Genomic DNA, 17,845 nt, shown 5'->3' on the forward strand with positions numbered 1-17,845 from the left:
CGAGCCCCGTCCGCCGCGCCATTATTTAAAAATACTGATTCTTCAGTATCTCCCTTTTTCGGGTGATTAGCTCAGTTGGTAGAGCGTCTGCCTTACAAGCAGAATGTCGGCGGTTCGACTCCGTCATCACCCACCAAGTTTCCTTTCATTGTCTTTGACAGTGGATGCGCGGTGGTAGCTCAGTTGGTTAGAGTACCGGCCTGTCACGCCGGGGGTCGCGGGTTCGAGCCCCGTCCGCCGCGCCATCAAGTTAAAAATAAAAAATACCGGTCTTTACCGGTATTTTTTTCGTCTGTATCCTATGCCTCTTTGTAAAGAGCCTGATTATTTAGACAAGAGAAGCCGGAGATAAACTTAAAACATACGTCTTAAATACCGAAGATAAAACCATACATCTCAAACTGATTCGCCCAAAACGTTTATTCATTCAATCCCTGAATTATCTTTCAAAATAGACATAAATACTTGCCTCCCCTTCTTACACAAAGGCCGTCTGAAAACGTCAATATATTTTCAGACGGCCTTTTTTAGCTTATCAAGCCTGATACCTAATCATGCAGGAAGCCTTAGCATCAATCCAATGTTCGCCACCGGGCTGAACAATTTTAGATACCAGCTTATCCAAATCGCGTAAATAATCGGTTGATTTTTGGCTGTTAATAATGACGACAACCAGCAACGGCTTTTCGCCCAACCAATACCCTGCCAGCGCGCGGACATCTTTAAGCGTACCGGTTTTGAGGCGTAGGTTTTCACCTGGCTGTTTCAAGCGTGTTTTAAGCGTGCCGTCTTTACCGGCAATCGGCAGCGTACTGATAAACTCGTTTTTAAACGGGCTGAAGTAGGCTTTTTCCAACATTTGCGCCATCATTCGCGCATTGAGCCGTTCGACGCGAGACAGGCCTGAGCCGTTTTCCAACACCAACCCTTCCGTATTGATACCGGCAACCGCCAGCTCGCTTTTTACGATAGACGCGGCCTTAGTCTGCGCCAGCTTGTAATCAGACATATTTCCGGCAAATTTCAGGAAAACCGAACGGGCAATCAGATTATTGGAATGCTTGTTCATATCGGTGAGGATATCGGTAAGCGGTTTGGATAGATGGCTCGCCAACACATGCGCATCATGAGGCGCGACACCTGTCGTCAGGCCGTCTGAAACCGTACCTCCTTGTTGGCGCCATTGGTTCACAAAACTTTTGCCGACATATTCTTTCATGCTGTACATATTCAGATACAGCTCTTGTCCCAAGCAGCTTTCCGGCAGCTTGCCCGATACGGTCAGCGTATTGTTTTTATAGGAAGTCTTCATGTGGTTTTTTAAAACACTGCACTTCCCTTCTTTATTCTCAAGCGTCAATTTGTTTTGAATGTTCAGATTCGGCAGCGGCGGATTGGTACGGATGACCAAGCTTCCGTCTTCTTCTTTTTCAGCACGGAGTTCAACGGTTTTATACGCCAACATATTGGGGTCGGGCGGCGTCATAAAGCTTTCGGCAGAATCGGAAGCAAAATCATCCGGATTCTTCACATCGCCCCACAGGCTGCGGTCGAGTATCAGATGTCCGTCAATATGGCGTATGCCCTTATCGCGCATCTGTTGCTGCATTTGCACCAAATCATGCTGGTCAAACACAGGATCGCCGCTCCCCACCCAATACACGTTGCCTTTCAATGTATCGCCTTTGGTTAGGCCGTTGGTTTTAAACTCGGTTTTCCAACGATAATCGCCGCCCAGCATACGAAACGCGGTAAACGCCGTTACCAGCTTCATGGTCGAAGCAGGATTACGCAATTCATCGGCACGGTGTTCGGCAATCACTTTGCCACTGTCCAATTCCTGCACATAAACGGAAATCTCATTTTCAGGAATACGCCCGAAATCCAAAGCCCATGACGGACAAACCGCCATCATCAAGCCGACTGATAAAATACTTTTTAACTTCATTGCGTTACAAAAATCTTATAAATTCTTACGAGGTACTTAGGCCGTCTGAACGTTTCAGACGGCCTTTTTATTTATTTCTGATGCGCTTTCAAACGCAAAGCAAACATAACAACCACAACACCGACAACCAAAGCGCAACCCATCGCCAAATGGATACCGTCCAGCATTGCCTGTTGCGGCATATCTGCGCTGGAAAGTTTCTCGCCGATATTGGTTGCACCGACAAAAAACGCCGCGCCGATGGCACCGGCAATCGGGTTAATGGTAGTCAGAATCGCCGCACCGTGCGGATTGAGCGTTTTCGGCAACGCGTTCAGACCATGGGTTTCGCCGGTTACACAAGCAGACACGGAAAGCGCCAACAGCGTAAACATCGCGGTCAACATCACCACTTGCGTATCAATCCGCAAAAACAGCCACAATACCGCCAGCGACACCACCAGCATCACTGTTGCCGGCAAAACGACAAAGCGTCCGCCCTTTTTATCCAACAATTTGCCGAACAAAGGCGCGGCAACCGCTTGGGCAATACTGGCAGGCATCAGAATCAGACCGGTTGCCGTACCGGTCAGCATCAACACTTGCTGCGTATACATCGGCACCATCAGTTCCAAACCCAAGAACAGGAATATCGCACCGGCCAAAATCACAACGCAATATCTGAACTGTTTGTATTCAAACGCACGAAGGTTCAACAACGGCGTAGCCAAACGGAACTGACGGTGCGCAAACCACCCCACCAGCACAACGGAAGCGGCAAAGAGCAGGATAAATTCCAGCAGCGGCATATGGGCAAAATTACTGCTCGCATAAACCAACCCGCCGAAGCCCGCAATCGACAGCACAGCTGACAACATATCGATTTTCGGACGGCTGATGTTGCTCAAATTGACCGTCAAATATTTGCCCACCATCACCATCGCCGCCAACATAAACGGCGCGGTAAAACCGAACAGCACACGCCAATGCGTATGGTCGATGATGATGCCCGACAGCGTAGGCCCCATTGCAGGCGCGGCGGTAAACATCATGGTAATCACACCCATCGCCGTTCCGCGCCTGTTGGAAGGGAAAATCGACAACACGCCGTTAAACAGAAGCGGGACAAAAAACGCGGCAGACACTGCCTGCACCATCCGACCGACCACCAATACGCCAAACGTCGGTGCAAACGCGCAAATCAGCGATCCTGCTAAAAACGTTGCCTGCGTAAACAGCACCATTTTGCGTGTTTCAAACCATTGAATCACGCCTGCCGTAATCGGCGTAAATGCCCCCATGACCAGCAGAAAACCCGTCGTCAGCCATTGGACCGTGGTCTTATCGACACCGAAATCTTTCATAATCGGCGTGAGCGCGACATTCAGCAGCGTATCGTTGAGATAGCCGAAAAATGCGCCGATGAATAAGGTGGCGACAATGGTTTTAGCAGGAAAGTCGGGATTGTCGGCGTAGTATTCGTGTGCCGTTGCGTCCTCTTGCGAATCAGAAGCGTGCATAATAATTTGAAATATCAGCGAAACCGTTATTTTAGCATAAACCATTTTAACAGGCCGTCTGAAACCTTGACCGCTTCCCCAGATAACACTAAAATTTAGAATTGTCTTCATTTTTATTATTAAACAGGAGAAAAACATGTCAAAGAAAGTCAGCATCTTGGTCGGCAGCCTGCGTAAAGGCTCGTTCGCACGAAAAGTCGCACAAAACGTCATTCCCATGTTCCCCGAAGGCTACGAAGCGCAAATCGTCGAAATCGGGCATTTGCCTTTATACAACTTCGACTACGACGATCCTGCCGTTACCGACTTCCCTACTCCGTCCAGCTATACCGAGTTCCGTGAAACCATCAAAGCCTCTGCCGGCGTATTGTTCGTGACTTCCGAAAACAACCGTACCGTCCCCGCCTGCCTGAAAAACGCCATCGACATCGGCTCCAAACCCAATGCCGATGTTGCCTGGAAAAAAACACCTGCCGGCATCATCAGTCATTCTGTCGGTAAAATGGGCGGCTATAGCGCGCAAAAAAATCTGCGCCTTGCCCTTTCGTATTTCGATATGCCATTGACCGGTCAACCGGAAGTGTTCCTCGGCAACTCGCCTACCCTGTTTGACGACAACGGCCAGCTCATCGAATCCGCGCGTGGCTTTGTTCAAGGCTATATCGACCAATTGGTTGCCTTGATTGAGAAAAACCCTAAATAATCGGAATTGAAGCATACAGGCCGTCTGAAAAACGAAATTTCAGACGGCCTCATCTTTTGTTTTTCGACAGTTCCTAAATTTTTACTAATTGAGTGCGGTTATAATCACTGTCCACCCATCCTCCGGAGAACTTCCATGCGCGTATTATTGGTTGAAGACGATGCCATGATTGCCCAAGCCGTCAGTGCTAATCTGAAAGACACCGGCTACGCTGTCGATTGGGTCAGCCGCGGTTCGGAAGTTGCCGCAGCAGTGGCGGCGCAAGCATACGATTTGCTGCTCTTGGATTTGGGTTTGCCCGGCAAAGACGGTTTGGACGTATTGGCGCAAATCCGCAACGGCGGCTGTACCGTTCCCGTCTTAATCGTGACCGCGCGCGACGATTTGCACAGCCGGCTCAACGGCTTAGACGGCGGCGCAGACGACTACATCGTCAAACCCTTCGACATGGCGGAACTGCAAGCCCGTATGCGTGCCGTATTGCGCCGACACGGCGGACAGGCGCAAACGCTGCTGACCAACGGCATCATCACGCTCAACCCTTCCACCCATCAGGCGGAAGTAGTCGGGCAGGAACAGGCCATCATGCTCAGCAACAAAGAATTTGCCGTCCTCCAAGCCCTGCTACTGCGTCCGGGCATGATTCTGTCGCGCAGCGATTTGGAAGACAAAATCTACGGCTGGGGCGAAGAAGTTGAAAGCAACGCCGTTGACTTCCTGATTCACGCCTTACGCAAAAAACTCGGCAAAGAAGCGATTCAAAACGTCCGCGGGGTCGGCTGGCTGGTTGCACAAAGCAACCAGGCCGTCTGAAAAACCAAAACAATATCAACACACAAACCATGCAACGCCTTATCCACACCATCAAACAATCCCTGCAAGTCCGGATCAGCCTCGCCCTGATCTGTATGCTCCTGCCCCTCTCCATTCTTGCAGGCATATTTTCATATTACGATACTTATCACGAAACCCAAGAGGTTCAAGACGATCTGTTGCGCCAAGTCGCGAACTATCTCGACCCGAGCGATGCCGATGACGAGAAACACTCACTCGACAACGACAACAAGATTTCCGTTCAATTTCCTAATACGCCCAACCCCATTGTCAGCCTGCCTGAGAAGATTTCAGACGGCCTGCACACCATTCAGGCCGATGACGACGACGATTACTACCGCGTTTATACCCGCAACACCAAGCAAGGCCGCATCGCCGTCATGCAGGAAAGCGACTACCGCGAAGAGCTAGCCGAAATGGCCGCCGTGCAGAGCATCCTTCCCATGCTTCTCGCCCTGCCCCTGATTATCCTGCTCACCGTCTGGATTACCCACCGCGCCATGCGTTCCGTCAAAACCCTGTCCAACGATTTGGAACAGCGCCAAATCAACGACCTCTCGCCAATGGACACGCAAGACATTCCCAGCGAAATCCAAGGCTTTGTCGTCGCCATCAACAACCTGTTGCAACGTACCGACGAAAACGTCCGCCAACAGCAACGCTTTATCGCCGATGCCGCACACGAATTGCGCAGCCCCATGACCGCCCTTTCCCTTCAGGCAGAGCGGCTCAACAATATGCAGCTGTCCGCCGAAGCGCGCGAGCAGTCCGCCCTGTTGCAACAAAGCATACAGCGCAACCGCCACCTGCTCGAGCAACTCCTCTCCCTCGCACGCGCCCAAGCACCCGAAACCCAACGCCCTAAAACCCTGATCAGCCTGCAAAACCAGTTCCGCCGCGTCTTGCAGGAACTCATGCCACTGGCGCTGGCCAAAGGTCAAGACATCGGCGTCGCCGTTGAAAACGACTGCCAAATCCACGCCGACGACACTGAAATCTACACCCTCATCAAAACCTTTACCGATAACGCCATCCGCTACACCCCCAAAGGCGGCCGCATCGATTTGGGCTTTGATGAAACCGCCGAATACCTCAACATCTGGGTGGAAGACGACGGGCCCGGCATTCCCTCAAGCGAACGCCAACGCGTTATCGACCCTTTCTACCGCATTCTCGGTACCGAACAACAAGGCACCGGACTTGGTTTGTCCATTGCAGACACCATTGTCAAACGCCATCAAGGCCGTCTGAAACTGGCCGACAGCCGACGCTTTGACAGCGGCTTGTTGATTATTGCCGAGCTGGATAAAAAGACGCTTTACCCGCCCAAATTGGTTTATCTATCTTTAAGCCGATGAATCAAAACGTTTTAAAACCAAAGGCCGTCTGAAAATGACTTTCAGACGGCCTTTTTATATTTTAAAGTAAACCTAATTCATTCATCACAAATACGGCTGCAAGGTTTGACGGAGGATTTCCATATCGGTAATTTCGGTGATATTGGCTTTACCCAAGTATTCCAAACCGACAAAACGCATAATGCCGCTGCTGACTTTTTTGTCATGGCTCATGTGTTCAATCCATTTTTCAAATGAGAAAACAGGCGGTGCAGACGGGAGGGAGGCGGCTTTCATTAAAGCAGCAATGCGGTCGGTATCGGCTTGTTGGGTTTTGCCTAAGATTTGCGACAAACGGGAAGCAAGGACGCAACCGGCGGCAACGGCTTCGCCGTGCAGCCATACGCCGTAGCCCATTTCAGCTTCGATGGCATGGCCGAAAGTGTGGCCGAGATTAAGCCATGCACGGATGCCCTGCTCGGTTTCGTCTTGGGCAACAATATCGGCCTTCATTTTGCAGCAATGGTAAACGGCTTCTGCCATTTTTTCTTGGTGTTGCACCATCAGGTCGGCCATATTTTCTTCCAACCAAGCAAAAAATTCGGCATCGCCCAATGCGCCGTATTTGATGACTTCGGCCATGCCTGCGGAAAGCTCGCGTTGCGGCAGCGTTTGTAGGGCGGTCAAATCGGCCAGCACGGCTTGCGGCTGGTAGAACGCGCCAATCATGTTTTTACCGAGCGGATGGTTGATGGCGGTTTTACCGCCGACTGAGGAATCGACCTGGCTGAGCAAGGTGGTCGGCACTTGGATAAAAGGTGCGCCACGCTGATAAGTCGCCGCGGCAAAGCCGACCATATCGCCTATCACACCGCCTCCCAAAGCGATTAAAGTAGTTTTGCGTTCAGCACGGTTTTGCATCAAGCCATCGTAAATCAGGTTGAGCGTCTGCCAGTTTTTATATTCTTCACCGTCGGGAAGGATGATGCTGAAATGCGGCACGCCCAATCTGTCTAAGGCCGTCTGAAGCTGTTTGAGATAAAGCGGAGCAACGGTTTCGTTGGTAATGATGGCTGCTTTTTTGCCTAAATAGGGCTGAAGCAGCGTATCTGCCTGCTCAATCAGTTTATGCCCGATAAAGATGGGGTATTGATGGGACGGGGTTTGGACAGTCAGTGTGCGCATGGTGTTCCTTTGCAAAGCGTGTTTATTCGCCTAAAGCCTGTATCAGGCGTTTGAGCGTTTTGTGACAACTGTCGGATTCGATGACGAGATGGGCGGTTTGACGGTACAGCGTATCGCGTTGGTCATACAGCTCTTGCAGTTTGGCCAAAGGGTCGGCAACTTGCAACAGCGGCCGGTTGCTGTCGTAACGGGTACGCTCCAGCAAGGTTTCGGGGCTGGCATGCAGATAAACAACCGCGCCGTTTTGGCGCAAAATCTGTCTGTTTTCACTGCGCAATACGGAGCCGCCACCGGTCGATAAAATGATGTTGCGCCGGGAAGCGAGCTTCTTCAGCATATTGGTTTCACGGTTGCGGAAGCCTTCCTCCCCTTCCATCTCAAAAATGGTCGGAATGGTTACGCCCGAAGAAGTGCAGATTTCGTAATCGCTGTCGTAAAACGGGCATTCAAACATTTGGGCAAGCTGCTTGCCCAAAGTGGTTTTGCCCGCGCCCATCAGCCCGATTAAAATTAAATTGCCGTTGATTTTTTCCATGTGGGTCATTTTATACGATATGGTGGTTTCGTGGAAAAGTTCGTCGTTTTTCAGACGGCCTTTTCATCTCAGGCCGTCTGAAAACCAAAACAGGCATACCTTTGCAGATATGCCTGTTTGTCATTTTAAAAATCAGTAACGCAGATTGTTACCCACATTATCCATAATGCGCGGCGTGATAAAGATCAACAGCTCACGGCGGTTTTCACGTTTGCCGCGTGATTTGAACAGATTGCCGACAACAGGAATATCGCCCAAAACAGGTACTTTGTTCACTGCATTGGTGCTTTCTTCTTCGTAAATACCGCCGACAATCAGCGTGCCGCCATCTTCAACCATGGCTTGGGTATTCAAGTGTTTGGTGTTGATACACTTGGTTGTCAGAGAATCTACGGTACAGTCGATCGGGGTATCGCGATTAATCTTCACAGTCATGATGATTTGACCGTCAGGCGTAATATTCGGCGTTACGGTCAAGCCCAAAACGGCTTTCTTGAAGGTAATCGAAGTTGCACCGCTGGAAGAAGCTTCTTGGTAAGGAATTTCCGTACCGGATTCAATTTTGGCTTCTTTGCGGTCTTGTGTCAGCACACGCGGATTGGAAATGGTTTTGCTCTTACCTTGTTCTTCAGACGCGCTGATTTCCAAACCCAATGCACCGGACGAGAACGCACGCACCAGCGCAATGCTGTTGACTGCGGCTGCGGTCGGCAGGCTGACGTTTGGATCCAAAGTCCATGTGCGGTAGCCTACGTCACCACGGTTAAACGAAGCATTGGTATTGTAGTTGGTTTGTGCATTGCTCCAGTTGCTGCCCCATGCGTTACGGCCACTTGCACCACCGGAACCGAATTTAACGCCCAAATTACGGAAGAAGGTATCTTCTGCTTCCACAATACGCGCTTCCACCATTACTTGACGGGTCGGAACATCCAATTCATCAATCAGTTTGCGGAATTTCTCAATCACGCCGCGGTTATCGGTCACGATCAGCGTATTGGTGGCCGGATCAATTAAGGCGCTGCCTCGGTTGCTCAACAGAGTATTGCGGGTATTGGAATTATTGCTGTCGTATTCTTCCAGACGCAGAATTTTGCGGAATTCTTCCACGTTTTTGTATTTCAACTGGAAGGTTTGAGAATACAGCGGGCCCAATTCGGCAATCTCTTTTTCCGCCTGTAAGAAGGCTTTGTCTTTTGCCAACAATTCATCGCGAGGTGCGATATTGATGATGTTGCCTTGACGGCGCATATCCAAATTGCGCGCCTGCATAACCAAATCCAGAGCCTGATCCCAAGGTACATCTTTCAGGGATAAAGTCATGGTGCCTTTGACGGTATCGCTGGCAACAATATTCACACCGGATTCTTTTGCCAAAATCTGCAAGATGGTACGAACTTCTACATCTTGGAAATCCAAAGAAATTTTACGGCCTTTGAACGATTTGTTCGCATTTTGGTTCAAGCCGCTGGATTCGGTATTGGCGGCTTTAGGCGATACTTCAAATACAAAACGGCCGGAAGAAGCTTTGGTATTGATGTCCCAATTCGCATTATTGTTGCGGATAATGAGCTGGGTAGAATTGCCGATACGTTTGAGCGTAACGTTTTGTACAGGCGTATTGAAGTCAGCCACATCCAAACTGCGTTGCGCTTGTGTCGGCAGCGTATGGTTTTTCAAGGTTACAACCACGCGATCGCGCTGCTGTTTAATGTCCGGCTGTCCGCTGAAACCTGGGGCAGACAATTCAATAATGCCGGAATTGCGTGCACCTTTGCGGAAATCGATATTGGCTGCTGAAACAGCTTGATAAGTCTGAGCAGCGCGCGCGGTAGACGGCGTAGCCGCACGTTCATTTGCAACAGCCGCATTGGTTTGGTCAGTAGATTCGTTTACAAATACCCAAACTTCGTTGCCGCGAATCTCAGTATTGTATTGGCTGATTTTGTTCAAACCCAAAACCACGCGTGCGCGGTCATTGTTTTGTGCCGCAGTAATTTGATTCAGCAATGGATCGGCATATTCCAAAACAGGCTGAGGCAAACGGATATTGGTGTTGGCAAAATCCAATGCGATACGCGCCGGAGTAGATGTTACAAAACCATGAGGTGTAGTGACGTCTTTGTCGAAACGGATTTTGATGATTTTTTGGTTGTCAGGCAAAGTGGAAACGTTGATATCGGTAATATTGCCTGCAAAGGCCGTCTGAACAGCGAGGGCAACGCTGAAGCCGGCAAATAATTTTGTCATGTGCTTGGTTTTCATAATTGAGTGAGACCCCTAAATTAATTTGAGTTCGAACTATCTGAGCTATTGGAAGAATCCGCCTCTTTACTGCTCAATGGCAATTCGGCCTTCCGGTACACCCAGTTGCCGTAGCTGTCTTCAACTTGCTCGGTCAGGATAATTTTATCTTCAGTAATACTTTGGATTCTGCCGTAATTCTGACCGATGTAGTTTCCGGGATAAACGGTATAAACATGGTCGTTGACCTTGATAAATCCGGAAACTTTGCCGCCGCTTTGCAGCGTTCCGACAAAGGCCATATTCTCCAAACTGAAAGCTTCCAATGTTTCTTTCGGACGGTTTACATCCGGCGCATTGCCGCCTTTAGGGGCAGTGTCCAAACGGCGTGAATCAAACGCATTCATGCCTTTAAAGTTCGGCGGGCTATACGGCTTAGGCAATGTAACCGTCGGCTCTTCAAATGGAATAATCTTGGACTTCGCCTCCTGACGGGTTTGCGTCATCCATTGAGTCAAATCTTCATAGCTTTGCGTGCAGGCTGCCAAGGGAAGAAGACTTAAGAGTAAGATGATTTTTTTCATGATTTCCCTATTCTTTTATTTTTGCTCATTCTCGGCAGGTTTGCCTTCTTCTTGTGCCTGTTGCGCAGCCAATTCGGCAGCAATCTCTTCAGCCGGACGTGCTTTGTAAGTCGTCGCAATCGCGCTCAATGTCAACTCGCCTTTAGTACCTTTACCTTCTTTGTCCTCACCTGCGTTCACGAGTTTTAAAGAATCTAAAGTAATAATGCGCGACAAATCGCCTACATCACGGGTAAATTGGCTGATCTGTGAGTATTTGCCTGTGATGGAAATCTGATACGGCAGTTTTTGAATCGGACCATCGTTTTCAGGTTGAAGCGGTGCAACGCTATCCAAACGCAACCCGTTAGTTGAACCTGCCTGATGCAGCTCTTGAATCAGGTTCGGAATTTCCGCGTCGGTCGGCAGTTGTTTCAACAAAACATCAAATGCAGAGCGGATCGAAGCCAATTCAGCCTTCAGATTATTCAAGCTTGCCGCCTGAATGCTTTTACGCGTAAAGGTTTCCTTCAGCTCTGCTTCTTTGGCTTCCTGCGTATTTAAGGTTTCAATCTGATCTTTAAATACGCCGACATAGCCCAAAGCCAACATACCGACAATCAATAAACCTGCCAGCAAAAGTTTTGAAGGCATATTGAGCAGGTACAGGTTTTGTACGTCCAATTGTTTCAGGTTTTTAGATGCCATTATTGAGCCTCCGGAGCAGGTTCTGCCACAGGTTCGGCCATTTCACCGCTGCTTTGGGCAGTCGGTGCAGGAGCCGGCGTATTCACTTGGTTGATTGAAGATTTCAAAGTAAATTCTTGGTAGTTATCTACTTTTTTAATGCTCAACAATTCAGGCTGCAAGAAAATACCTGTACTTGGCAGGGAGCGCATCATAACGGCGATTTTATTGTCGCTGATGGCATGGCCGCTGATTTTATAGCTGGTCGGGCTTTCTGCTTCCAACGCAGTCAAATAAGTATTATCGGGCGTAAGTGTATTCAAAGAATCAAGGATATAGGCCGCTTGATAGCGTTTTTCCTGTAACTCTTCAACTTTCAGTTTTTTGGCCAAGAAGGCTTCTTTTTCTTGCTGAAGTTTATCGATTTCGCCCAATTCTCTATCAAGTCTGTCGATTTCGGTTTGCAGGAAGTTGTTGCGGCCTTCTTGATTGCTGATGGCGCTGTCAATACCAAGATAGGTAGCGGCCGCCAAGCCCAAACCTACTGCAAAAGCGCCAAGCATCAATATTTTGAATTGCTGCTGCTTGCGCTGTTTAATCTCTTCCCGATATGGGAGAAGGTTGATTCTGGTTAATTCGATCATGTTCTCAAAGTCCCCTTAATGCCAATCCGAACGCCAAAGTCAGTGACGGCGCATCAATTTGAAACTGCGGCAATTCTACTTTTGCACTGCGTTCCACATATGAAATCGGATGCAGATATTCTGTTGGCGTATTGGTTTGCGAGAAAATGCTTTCTGCCAAACCTGCCTGCTGCGCGGTAAAGCCGGTCAGCAGGATGTGTTTGATATTGTGAAAAGAATCAGTGGCCTGCGTGGTATAGTAAAATTGCAGAACACGCTGAACTTCCTGCGCAACCTGAACATTAAAACGGTCGGCAATCTGAGACTGGTAGTCGGAAGGCTTGTTTTGAGAAGCCATCATTTGTGCGGCTTTTTCTTCCGTTACCTGATAAGTACGCTGAATCAGCTGATTAAGCTGCTCAGTACTGACCGGCGTTTCTTGTTTGTAGAGGATACGGCCGTTTTGCAGAATCAGGGCATACATTTGCGTCGCATGAATGCCGAACACGGCAACTTTTTCCTCTGCCATTTCGGGAGCATGCGTATTCATCCAATAGACAAAGGCATTACGTTGCGCCAACAGGTCCAAATCCAAAGCGGACAAAGGCAGGCCCGCATTTTCAAACATTTCAATGCGTGGCTCGACATCGTCTTTTTTGGCGGCAACAGCTAAAACATGCTGGCTTGAACCGACTTCTTCGGCTTGAAAGTCGTAGTTCATTTCTTCAATAGGCGCAAATTGGCCGACTTCCGCCTCGATAAACTCTTCCAAGTCCAAATCGGTATCACGCGGGTTGTAAATAATTTGCTCGACTGTCGCCAAATTTTGTGGCACAGCAGCAACAATATTTTTGCAAGAACTGCGTAATTGTGTGTAAGTATGTTGGATGTAAGTAGCAAGCTGATCGTAGTCTTGAATTTTGTTGCCTTTGACAATATTTTTAGGCAATTTGGTAATAACGTATTTTTCCAGCTGAATTTGGTTTAAACTACGGCCTGTCAGTTGTACCATCTTAATGGCATGTTGGCTGATATCGACGCCGATGGCAGAGCGGTTGTTCAATCCGCTAGAAGCCTTGCCTGTTTTGGTATCTTTCGTGCTTTTAAATAAGCGCATGATTTGACTTCCCTGTATCATTTAGGAGTGAGTAACTGTTTCGTTATCCGTAAAGGACTTCTTATTCTTTACACAGTATTGACTGTGGCTGATAGAAATCGTTTCCCATTTTACTTTATTTATCGCCATTAATGGCAAAATTATTACTTAGTCATGATTAAAAAGATTATAACGACCTGCATGGGTCTCTTATTAGGACTGGCTCTTTTCGGTGTAGGTCTGATTGCAATTGCAATTTTGGTAACCTATCCAAAACTGCCGTCTTTGGACTCTTTACAACACTACAAACCAAAAATGCCGCTGACGATTTATTCTTCAGACGGCCAAGTCATTGGCGTTTACGGCGAACAACGGCGTGAATTTACCAAAATCGGCGACTTCCCGAAAATTTTGAAAGATGCCGTGATTGCCGCCGAAGACAAACGCTTCTATGACCACTGGGGCGTGGACGTTTGGGGTGTGGCGCGTGCCGCAATCGGCAACGTCATGGCCGGCGGCGTTCAATCCGGTGCCAGTACGATTACGCAACAGGTTGCCAAAAACTTCTACCTGAGCAGCGAGCGTTCGTTCACCCGTAAATTCAACGAAGCACTGTTGGCCTACAAAATCGAGCAGTCTTTGAGCAAAGACAAGATTTTGGAGCTGTACTTCAACCAAATCTATTTGGGTCAACGCGCTTATGGTTTTGCATCTGCAGCCCAAATTTATTTCAATAAAAATGTTAATGAATTAACATTGGCCGAAGCCGCCATGTTGGCCGGCTTGCCTAAAGCACCTTCTGCCTACAATCCGATTGTGAACCCTGAGCGTGCCAAACTGCGTCAGGCTTATATTCTGAACAATATGCTGGAAGAAGGCATGATCACCCTGCAGCAACGCGATCAGGCTTTGAAAGAAGAGTTGCATTACGAGCGTTTTGTACAAAACATCGATCAAAGCGCCCTGTACGTTGCCGAAATGGTACGTCAAGAGCTGTTTGAGAAATACGGCGAAGATGCCTACACTCAAGGCTTTAAGGTATATACCACTGTCGACACTGCACACCAGCGCGTGGCCACAGAAGCCCTGCGTAAAGTCCTGCGCAACTTCGACCGCGGCAGCAGCTACCGCGGTGCAGAAAACTACATTGACCTGAGCAAAAGCGACAACGTAGAAGAAACCGTCAGCCAATATCTTTCTACGCTTTACACCGTTGATAAAATGATTCCGGCGGTTGTATTGGAAGCTTCTCGCAAAGGTGTACAGATTCAGTTGCCAAGCGGCCGTAAAGTAACGCTGAACAGCCACGCTTTAGGCTTTGCCGCCCGTGCCGTCAACAACGAAAAAATGGGTGATGACCGCATCCGTCGCGGCTCCGTCATTCGCGTTAAAGGCAGTGGCGATACCTTTACCGTCGTTCAAGAGCCTTTGTTGCAAGGCGCATTGGTGTCTTTAGATGCGAAAACCGGTGCAGTCCGTGCATTGGTCGGCGGCTACGACTATCACAGCAAAACCTTCAACCGCGCAACTCAAGCCATGCGCCAACCCGGCTCGACGTTCAAACCGTTCGTTTATTCCGCCGCTTTGGCAAAAGGCATGACTGCTTCCACCATGATTAACGATGCGCCGATTTCCCTGCCGGGCAAAGGTGCAAACGGCAAAGCGTGGAACCCGAAAAATTCAGACGGCCGCTATTCCGGTTACATCACGCTACGCCAGGCTTTGACCGCTTCGAAAAACATGGTGTCCATCCGCATCCTGATGTCGATCGGCATCGGCTACGCGCAACAATACATCCAACGCTTCGGCTTCAAGCCATCTGAAATCCCTGCCAGCCTGTCTATGGCTTTGGGTACAGGCGAAACCACGCCGTTGCGTATTGCAGAGGGTTACAGCGTCTTTGCCAACGGCGGTTACAAAGTATCTGCCCACGTCATCGACAAAATCTACGACAGCCAAGGCCGTCTGAGAGCGCAAATGCAACCTTTGGTAGCCGGTGAGAATGCACCTCAGGCCATTGACCCGCGCAACGCCTACATCATGTACAAAATCATGCAAGACGTTGTCCGTGTCGGTACCGCACGCGGTGCAGCCGCGCTCGGCCGCTCCGACATCGCCGGTAAAACCGGTACCACCAACGACAACAAAGACGCATGGTTTGTCGGCTTCAACCCTAGCGTTGTGACTGCCGTCTATATCGGCTTTGACAAACCGCGCAGCATGGGTCGTGCAGGCTACGGTGGTACAATCGCCGTACCGGTATGGGTAGAATACATGCGCTTTGCCCTGAAAGGCACCAGCGTCAAACCGATGAAAGCTCCTGAGGGCGTGGTTTCGAACGGTGGCGAAGTGTATATGCGCGAACGCATGACCACCAGCTCCGACTTGGCCTTGGACAACAGCGGCGTTGCACCGCGCCCCGCTCAACCTGCCCGTCGCGCGGTTCCGAATGAAAACCGCCGCCGTACCGAGAGCGGCAATGCGCCAGCCCGTGAAGAATCAGACGAAACCCCAGTTCTGCCAAGCAATACCGGCAACAATAACAGACAACAACTGGACTCTCTGTTCTAATGTTCTAAAGCAAGGCCGTCTGAAACGTTCAGACGGCCTTTTTTAAGAAAATTCAAAGCAAAACCATGATTGATTTACACTGCCATTCGACCGTTTCAGACGGCATGCTCTCCCCAACCGAAGTCGTCCGACTCGCCCGTCAAAACGGTTGCACCCTACTCGCCCTGACCGACCACGACCATACCGGCGGACTTGCCGAAGCGCGCGCCGAAGCCAATACCCTCGGCCTCCCCTTCGTCAACGGCGTGGAAATATCCGTCACTTGGCGCGGCCGCACCATCCACGTTGTCGGCTTGGACTTTGACGAACACAACGAAACCCTGCAAAGCCTGCTTGCCGAAGTCCGCAAAGGCCGTCTGAAACGATTGGAAGCCATCGCCGCCAAATTGGAGAAAAAAGGCATAACAGGCACGTATGAAGGCGCGCTGGCATTAGCTGCCAACAAAGAAATGGCCAGCCGCACCCACATTGCCGAATTCCTCATCCGCGAAGGCCATGTCAAAAACAAACAGCAGGCATTTACCAAATATCTGGGCGACGGCAAATCCTGTTCCGTCAGACACGAATGGGCCACACTGGAAGACTGTGTAGCCGCGATTACAGGCGCAGGCGGCATGGCCATTATTGCCCACCCGATGCGCTATGAATTATCCGCCACCGCCAAACGAAACCTGTTTCAAGAATTTAAAAATCTCGGCGGCGCAGGGATTGAAGTGCACAGCGGCAACTGCTGCAAAAACGACCGCCTCAACTATGCCCTGCTTGCCGACCGCTTCGACTTTCTCGCCAGCGCAGGCAGCGACTTCCACCGCCCCAACGACTTCAGCGGCGGCATACTCGGCGCCTGTCCCGACTTACCCGAACAATGCCGCCCGGTCTGGGAACACTTTAAGGCCGTCTGAATTTTTGACAGCAATTTTTCAGACGGCCCGCCAAGTATGAGACAGTTATAAACATATCACACTCTACATATTGAAACTGCCTGCCCGATACACCATAATAACCCTATAAATACCCCAAAAATAAAGGTTAACGCCATGTGCCAACTGCTCGGCATGAATTGCAACACTCCCACAGACATCATGTTTTCTTTTGAAGGCTTCCGCCGTCGTGGCGGCATTACCGACCACCATGCCGACGGCTTCGGTATCGGTTTTTTTGAAGGCAAAGGCGTGCGCTTGTTTCACGACGACAAGCCCAGCGCCAACTCTCCCGTTGCCGACTTGGTGCGCGCCTACCAAATCAAATCTGAAAACGTTATCGCCCATATCCGCAAGGCCTCACAAGGCCAGACCTCACTAGCAAACACTCATCCCTTCATGCGCGAGATGTGGGGCGAATATTGGCTGTTTGCCCACAACGGCCATTTGATTGATTTTTTTCCTGAGCAGGGCGAGTACTACCATGCCGTCGGCACGACCGATTCCGAACGCGCGTTCTGCTTTATCCTCAACCGCCTGCGCAGCCGCTTTGCCACCAAACCCGAACCTGAAGTTTTGTTTGACGCCATTGCCGGCCTGACTCATGAAATCCGCCGCTACGGCTTGTTCAACTTTGTGATGTCCAACGGCGACTGCCTGTTTGCCCACGCCAGTACCTTACTGCACTACATCGTGCGCAAAGCCCCGTTTGGCAAAGCCCGTTTGCTGGACGATGATGTCATGGTCGATTTTTCAGAAGTGACCACCCCGAACGATAAAGTTTCCGTCATCGCCACCCTGCCTCTGACGCGAGATGAAACCTGGTCGCAATTGGCAGTCAATGAATTGGTGATGTTTCAAGACGGCGATATCGTCCGCAGCGACCGCCCCGAAAATCCGGTTTACATGAGTGCGGAAGAAGGTTTGGAAATCGCCCGTGCCGTCGGCGTATCGGTTTAACGGTTGATTGACTGAAAACTCAAGGCTGTCTGAAAAGCCCAACTTCGCCAAAGTTGCCCTTTCAGACGGCCTTTTTATACTTAATCCAGCGAAGAGCCTTTACTATACGAAAATAACGCAATCCGCTACAATAATAGTTC

Annotated in this window: 15 protein-coding genes and 2 tRNA genes; 8 read left to right on the top strand and 9 right to left on the bottom strand. The window is 49.7% G+C overall.

Translation table 11 applies throughout. The annotated features are described in order from the left end of the window. Positions 1–60: 60 nt before the first annotated feature. Together HMPREF2560_RS01255 and HMPREF2560_RS01260 are read left to right on the top strand one after the other, a co-directional pair. Positions 61–136 (top strand) — tRNA-Val (locus tag HMPREF2560_RS01255). Between the two features lie 32 nt (positions 137–168). Next, a tRNA-Asp gene (locus HMPREF2560_RS01260) sits at positions 169–245 on the top strand. A 290-nt stretch (positions 246–535) separates the two neighbouring features. Here HMPREF2560_RS01260 and dacB read toward each other — a convergent pair. Both dacB and HMPREF2560_RS01270 read right to left on the bottom strand, forming a co-directional pair. Further along, on the bottom strand, positions 536–1,948 hold the full coding sequence (dacB, locus tag HMPREF2560_RS01265; protein WP_070607134.1) for a D-alanyl-D-alanine carboxypeptidase/D-alanyl-D-alanine endopeptidase: 1,413 nt from the start codon (positions 1,946–1,948) through the stop codon (positions 536–538). 71 nt (positions 1,949–2,019) lie between these two features. Then, positions 2,020–3,447, bottom strand: a complete 1,428-nt coding sequence (locus HMPREF2560_RS01270) for an MFS transporter (protein ID WP_070607395.1) — start codon at positions 3,445–3,447, stop codon at positions 2,020–2,022. Positions 3,448–3,583: 136 nt separating this feature from the next. On the opposite strand from HMPREF2560_RS01270, the gene HMPREF2560_RS01275 reads away from it, so the two are divergent. The 3 genes from HMPREF2560_RS01275 to HMPREF2560_RS01285 all read left to right on the top strand — a co-directional run bounded on the left by HMPREF2560_RS01275 (position 3,584) and on the right by HMPREF2560_RS01285 (position 6,342). Further along, positions 3,584–4,150 (top strand): NADPH-dependent FMN reductase, encoded by a 567-nt coding sequence (locus HMPREF2560_RS01275; RefSeq protein WP_070587528.1) that lies wholly within the window; start codon positions 3,584–3,586, stop codon positions 4,148–4,150. 135 nt (positions 4,151–4,285) lie between these two features. Then, positions 4,286–4,963, top strand: a complete 678-nt coding sequence (locus HMPREF2560_RS01280; RefSeq protein ID WP_070734714.1) for a response regulator — start codon at positions 4,286–4,288, stop codon at positions 4,961–4,963. A gap of 29 nt (positions 4,964–4,992) precedes the next feature. Then, on the top strand, positions 4,993–6,342 hold the full coding sequence (locus HMPREF2560_RS01285; RefSeq protein ID WP_070734712.1) for a sensor histidine kinase: 1,350 nt from the start codon (positions 4,993–4,995) through the stop codon (positions 6,340–6,342). Positions 6,343–6,426: 84 nt separating this feature from the next. Here HMPREF2560_RS01285 and aroB read toward each other — a convergent pair whose 3' ends face one another. The 7 genes from aroB to pilM all read right to left on the bottom strand — a co-directional run bounded on the left by aroB (position 6,427) and on the right by pilM (position 13,275). Further along, positions 6,427–7,506 carry a 3-dehydroquinate synthase gene (gene aroB / locus HMPREF2560_RS01290; protein WP_070734710.1) on the bottom strand — a complete coding sequence of 360 codons (1,080 nt, stop codon included), beginning with the start codon at positions 7,504–7,506 and terminating at the stop codon, positions 6,427–6,429. Positions 7,507–7,528: 22 nt separating this feature from the next. Beyond that, entirely contained in the window at positions 7,529–8,041 is a 513-nt protein-coding gene (locus tag HMPREF2560_RS01295) for a shikimate kinase (protein ID WP_070734708.1), read from the bottom strand. Positions 8,042–8,173: 132 nt separating this feature from the next. Then, the gene (gene pilQ, locus HMPREF2560_RS01300; protein ID WP_070734707.1) at positions 8,174–10,306 is read right to left on the bottom strand and encodes a type IV pilus secretin PilQ; all 2,133 of its coding nucleotides are present in this window, start codon (positions 10,304–10,306) and stop codon (positions 8,174–8,176) included. 20 nt (positions 10,307–10,326) lie between these two features. Then, a complete protein-coding gene (locus tag HMPREF2560_RS01305) occupies positions 10,327–10,869 on the bottom strand; it encodes a pilus assembly protein PilP (protein WP_003684527.1) in 543 nt (180 codons plus the stop codon). A gap of 15 nt (positions 10,870–10,884) precedes the next feature. Continuing rightward, positions 10,885–11,556, bottom strand: coding sequence for a type IV pilus inner membrane component PilO (gene pilO, locus HMPREF2560_RS01310; protein WP_070734705.1), 672 nt, complete (start codon positions 11,554–11,556; stop codon positions 10,885–10,887). Then, positions 11,556–12,179 carry a PilN domain-containing protein gene (locus HMPREF2560_RS01315; protein ID WP_070460446.1) on the bottom strand — a complete coding sequence of 208 codons (624 nt, stop codon included), beginning with the start codon at positions 12,177–12,179 and terminating at the stop codon, positions 11,556–11,558. The genes pilO and HMPREF2560_RS01315 overlap by 1 nt, the downstream gene beginning before the upstream one ends. Positions 12,180–12,183: 4 nt before the next feature. Next, a complete protein-coding gene (gene pilM / locus HMPREF2560_RS01320; RefSeq protein WP_070713662.1) occupies positions 12,184–13,275 on the bottom strand; it encodes a type IV pilus assembly protein PilM in 1,092 nt (363 codons plus the stop codon). A gap of 153 nt (positions 13,276–13,428) precedes the next feature. Here pilM and HMPREF2560_RS01325 point away from each other — a divergent pair, with 153 nt between their 5' ends. From HMPREF2560_RS01325 to HMPREF2560_RS01335, 3 genes are all read left to right on the top strand, one after another. Further along, positions 13,429–15,825 carry a penicillin-binding protein 1A gene (locus HMPREF2560_RS01325; RefSeq protein WP_070734701.1) on the top strand — a complete coding sequence of 799 codons (2,397 nt, stop codon included), beginning with the start codon at positions 13,429–13,431 and terminating at the stop codon, positions 15,823–15,825. 65 nt (positions 15,826–15,890) lie between these two features. Continuing rightward, positions 15,891–16,727 carry a PHP domain-containing protein gene (locus HMPREF2560_RS01330; protein ID WP_070734699.1) on the top strand — a complete coding sequence of 279 codons (837 nt, stop codon included), beginning with the start codon at positions 15,891–15,893 and terminating at the stop codon, positions 16,725–16,727. 135 nt (positions 16,728–16,862) lie between these two features. Continuing rightward, positions 16,863–17,705: a class II glutamine amidotransferase gene (locus HMPREF2560_RS01335; protein WP_063068260.1), complete on the top strand. Its 843-nt coding sequence runs from the start codon at positions 16,863–16,865 to the stop codon at positions 17,703–17,705. The last annotated feature ends 140 nt before the right edge of the window (positions 17,706–17,845 follow it).

It is taken from the genome of Neisseria sp. HMSC078H04, from assembly GCF_001838135.1.
In the GTDB taxonomy this organism is placed as follows: domain Bacteria; phylum Pseudomonadota; class Gammaproteobacteria; order Burkholderiales; family Neisseriaceae; genus Neisseria.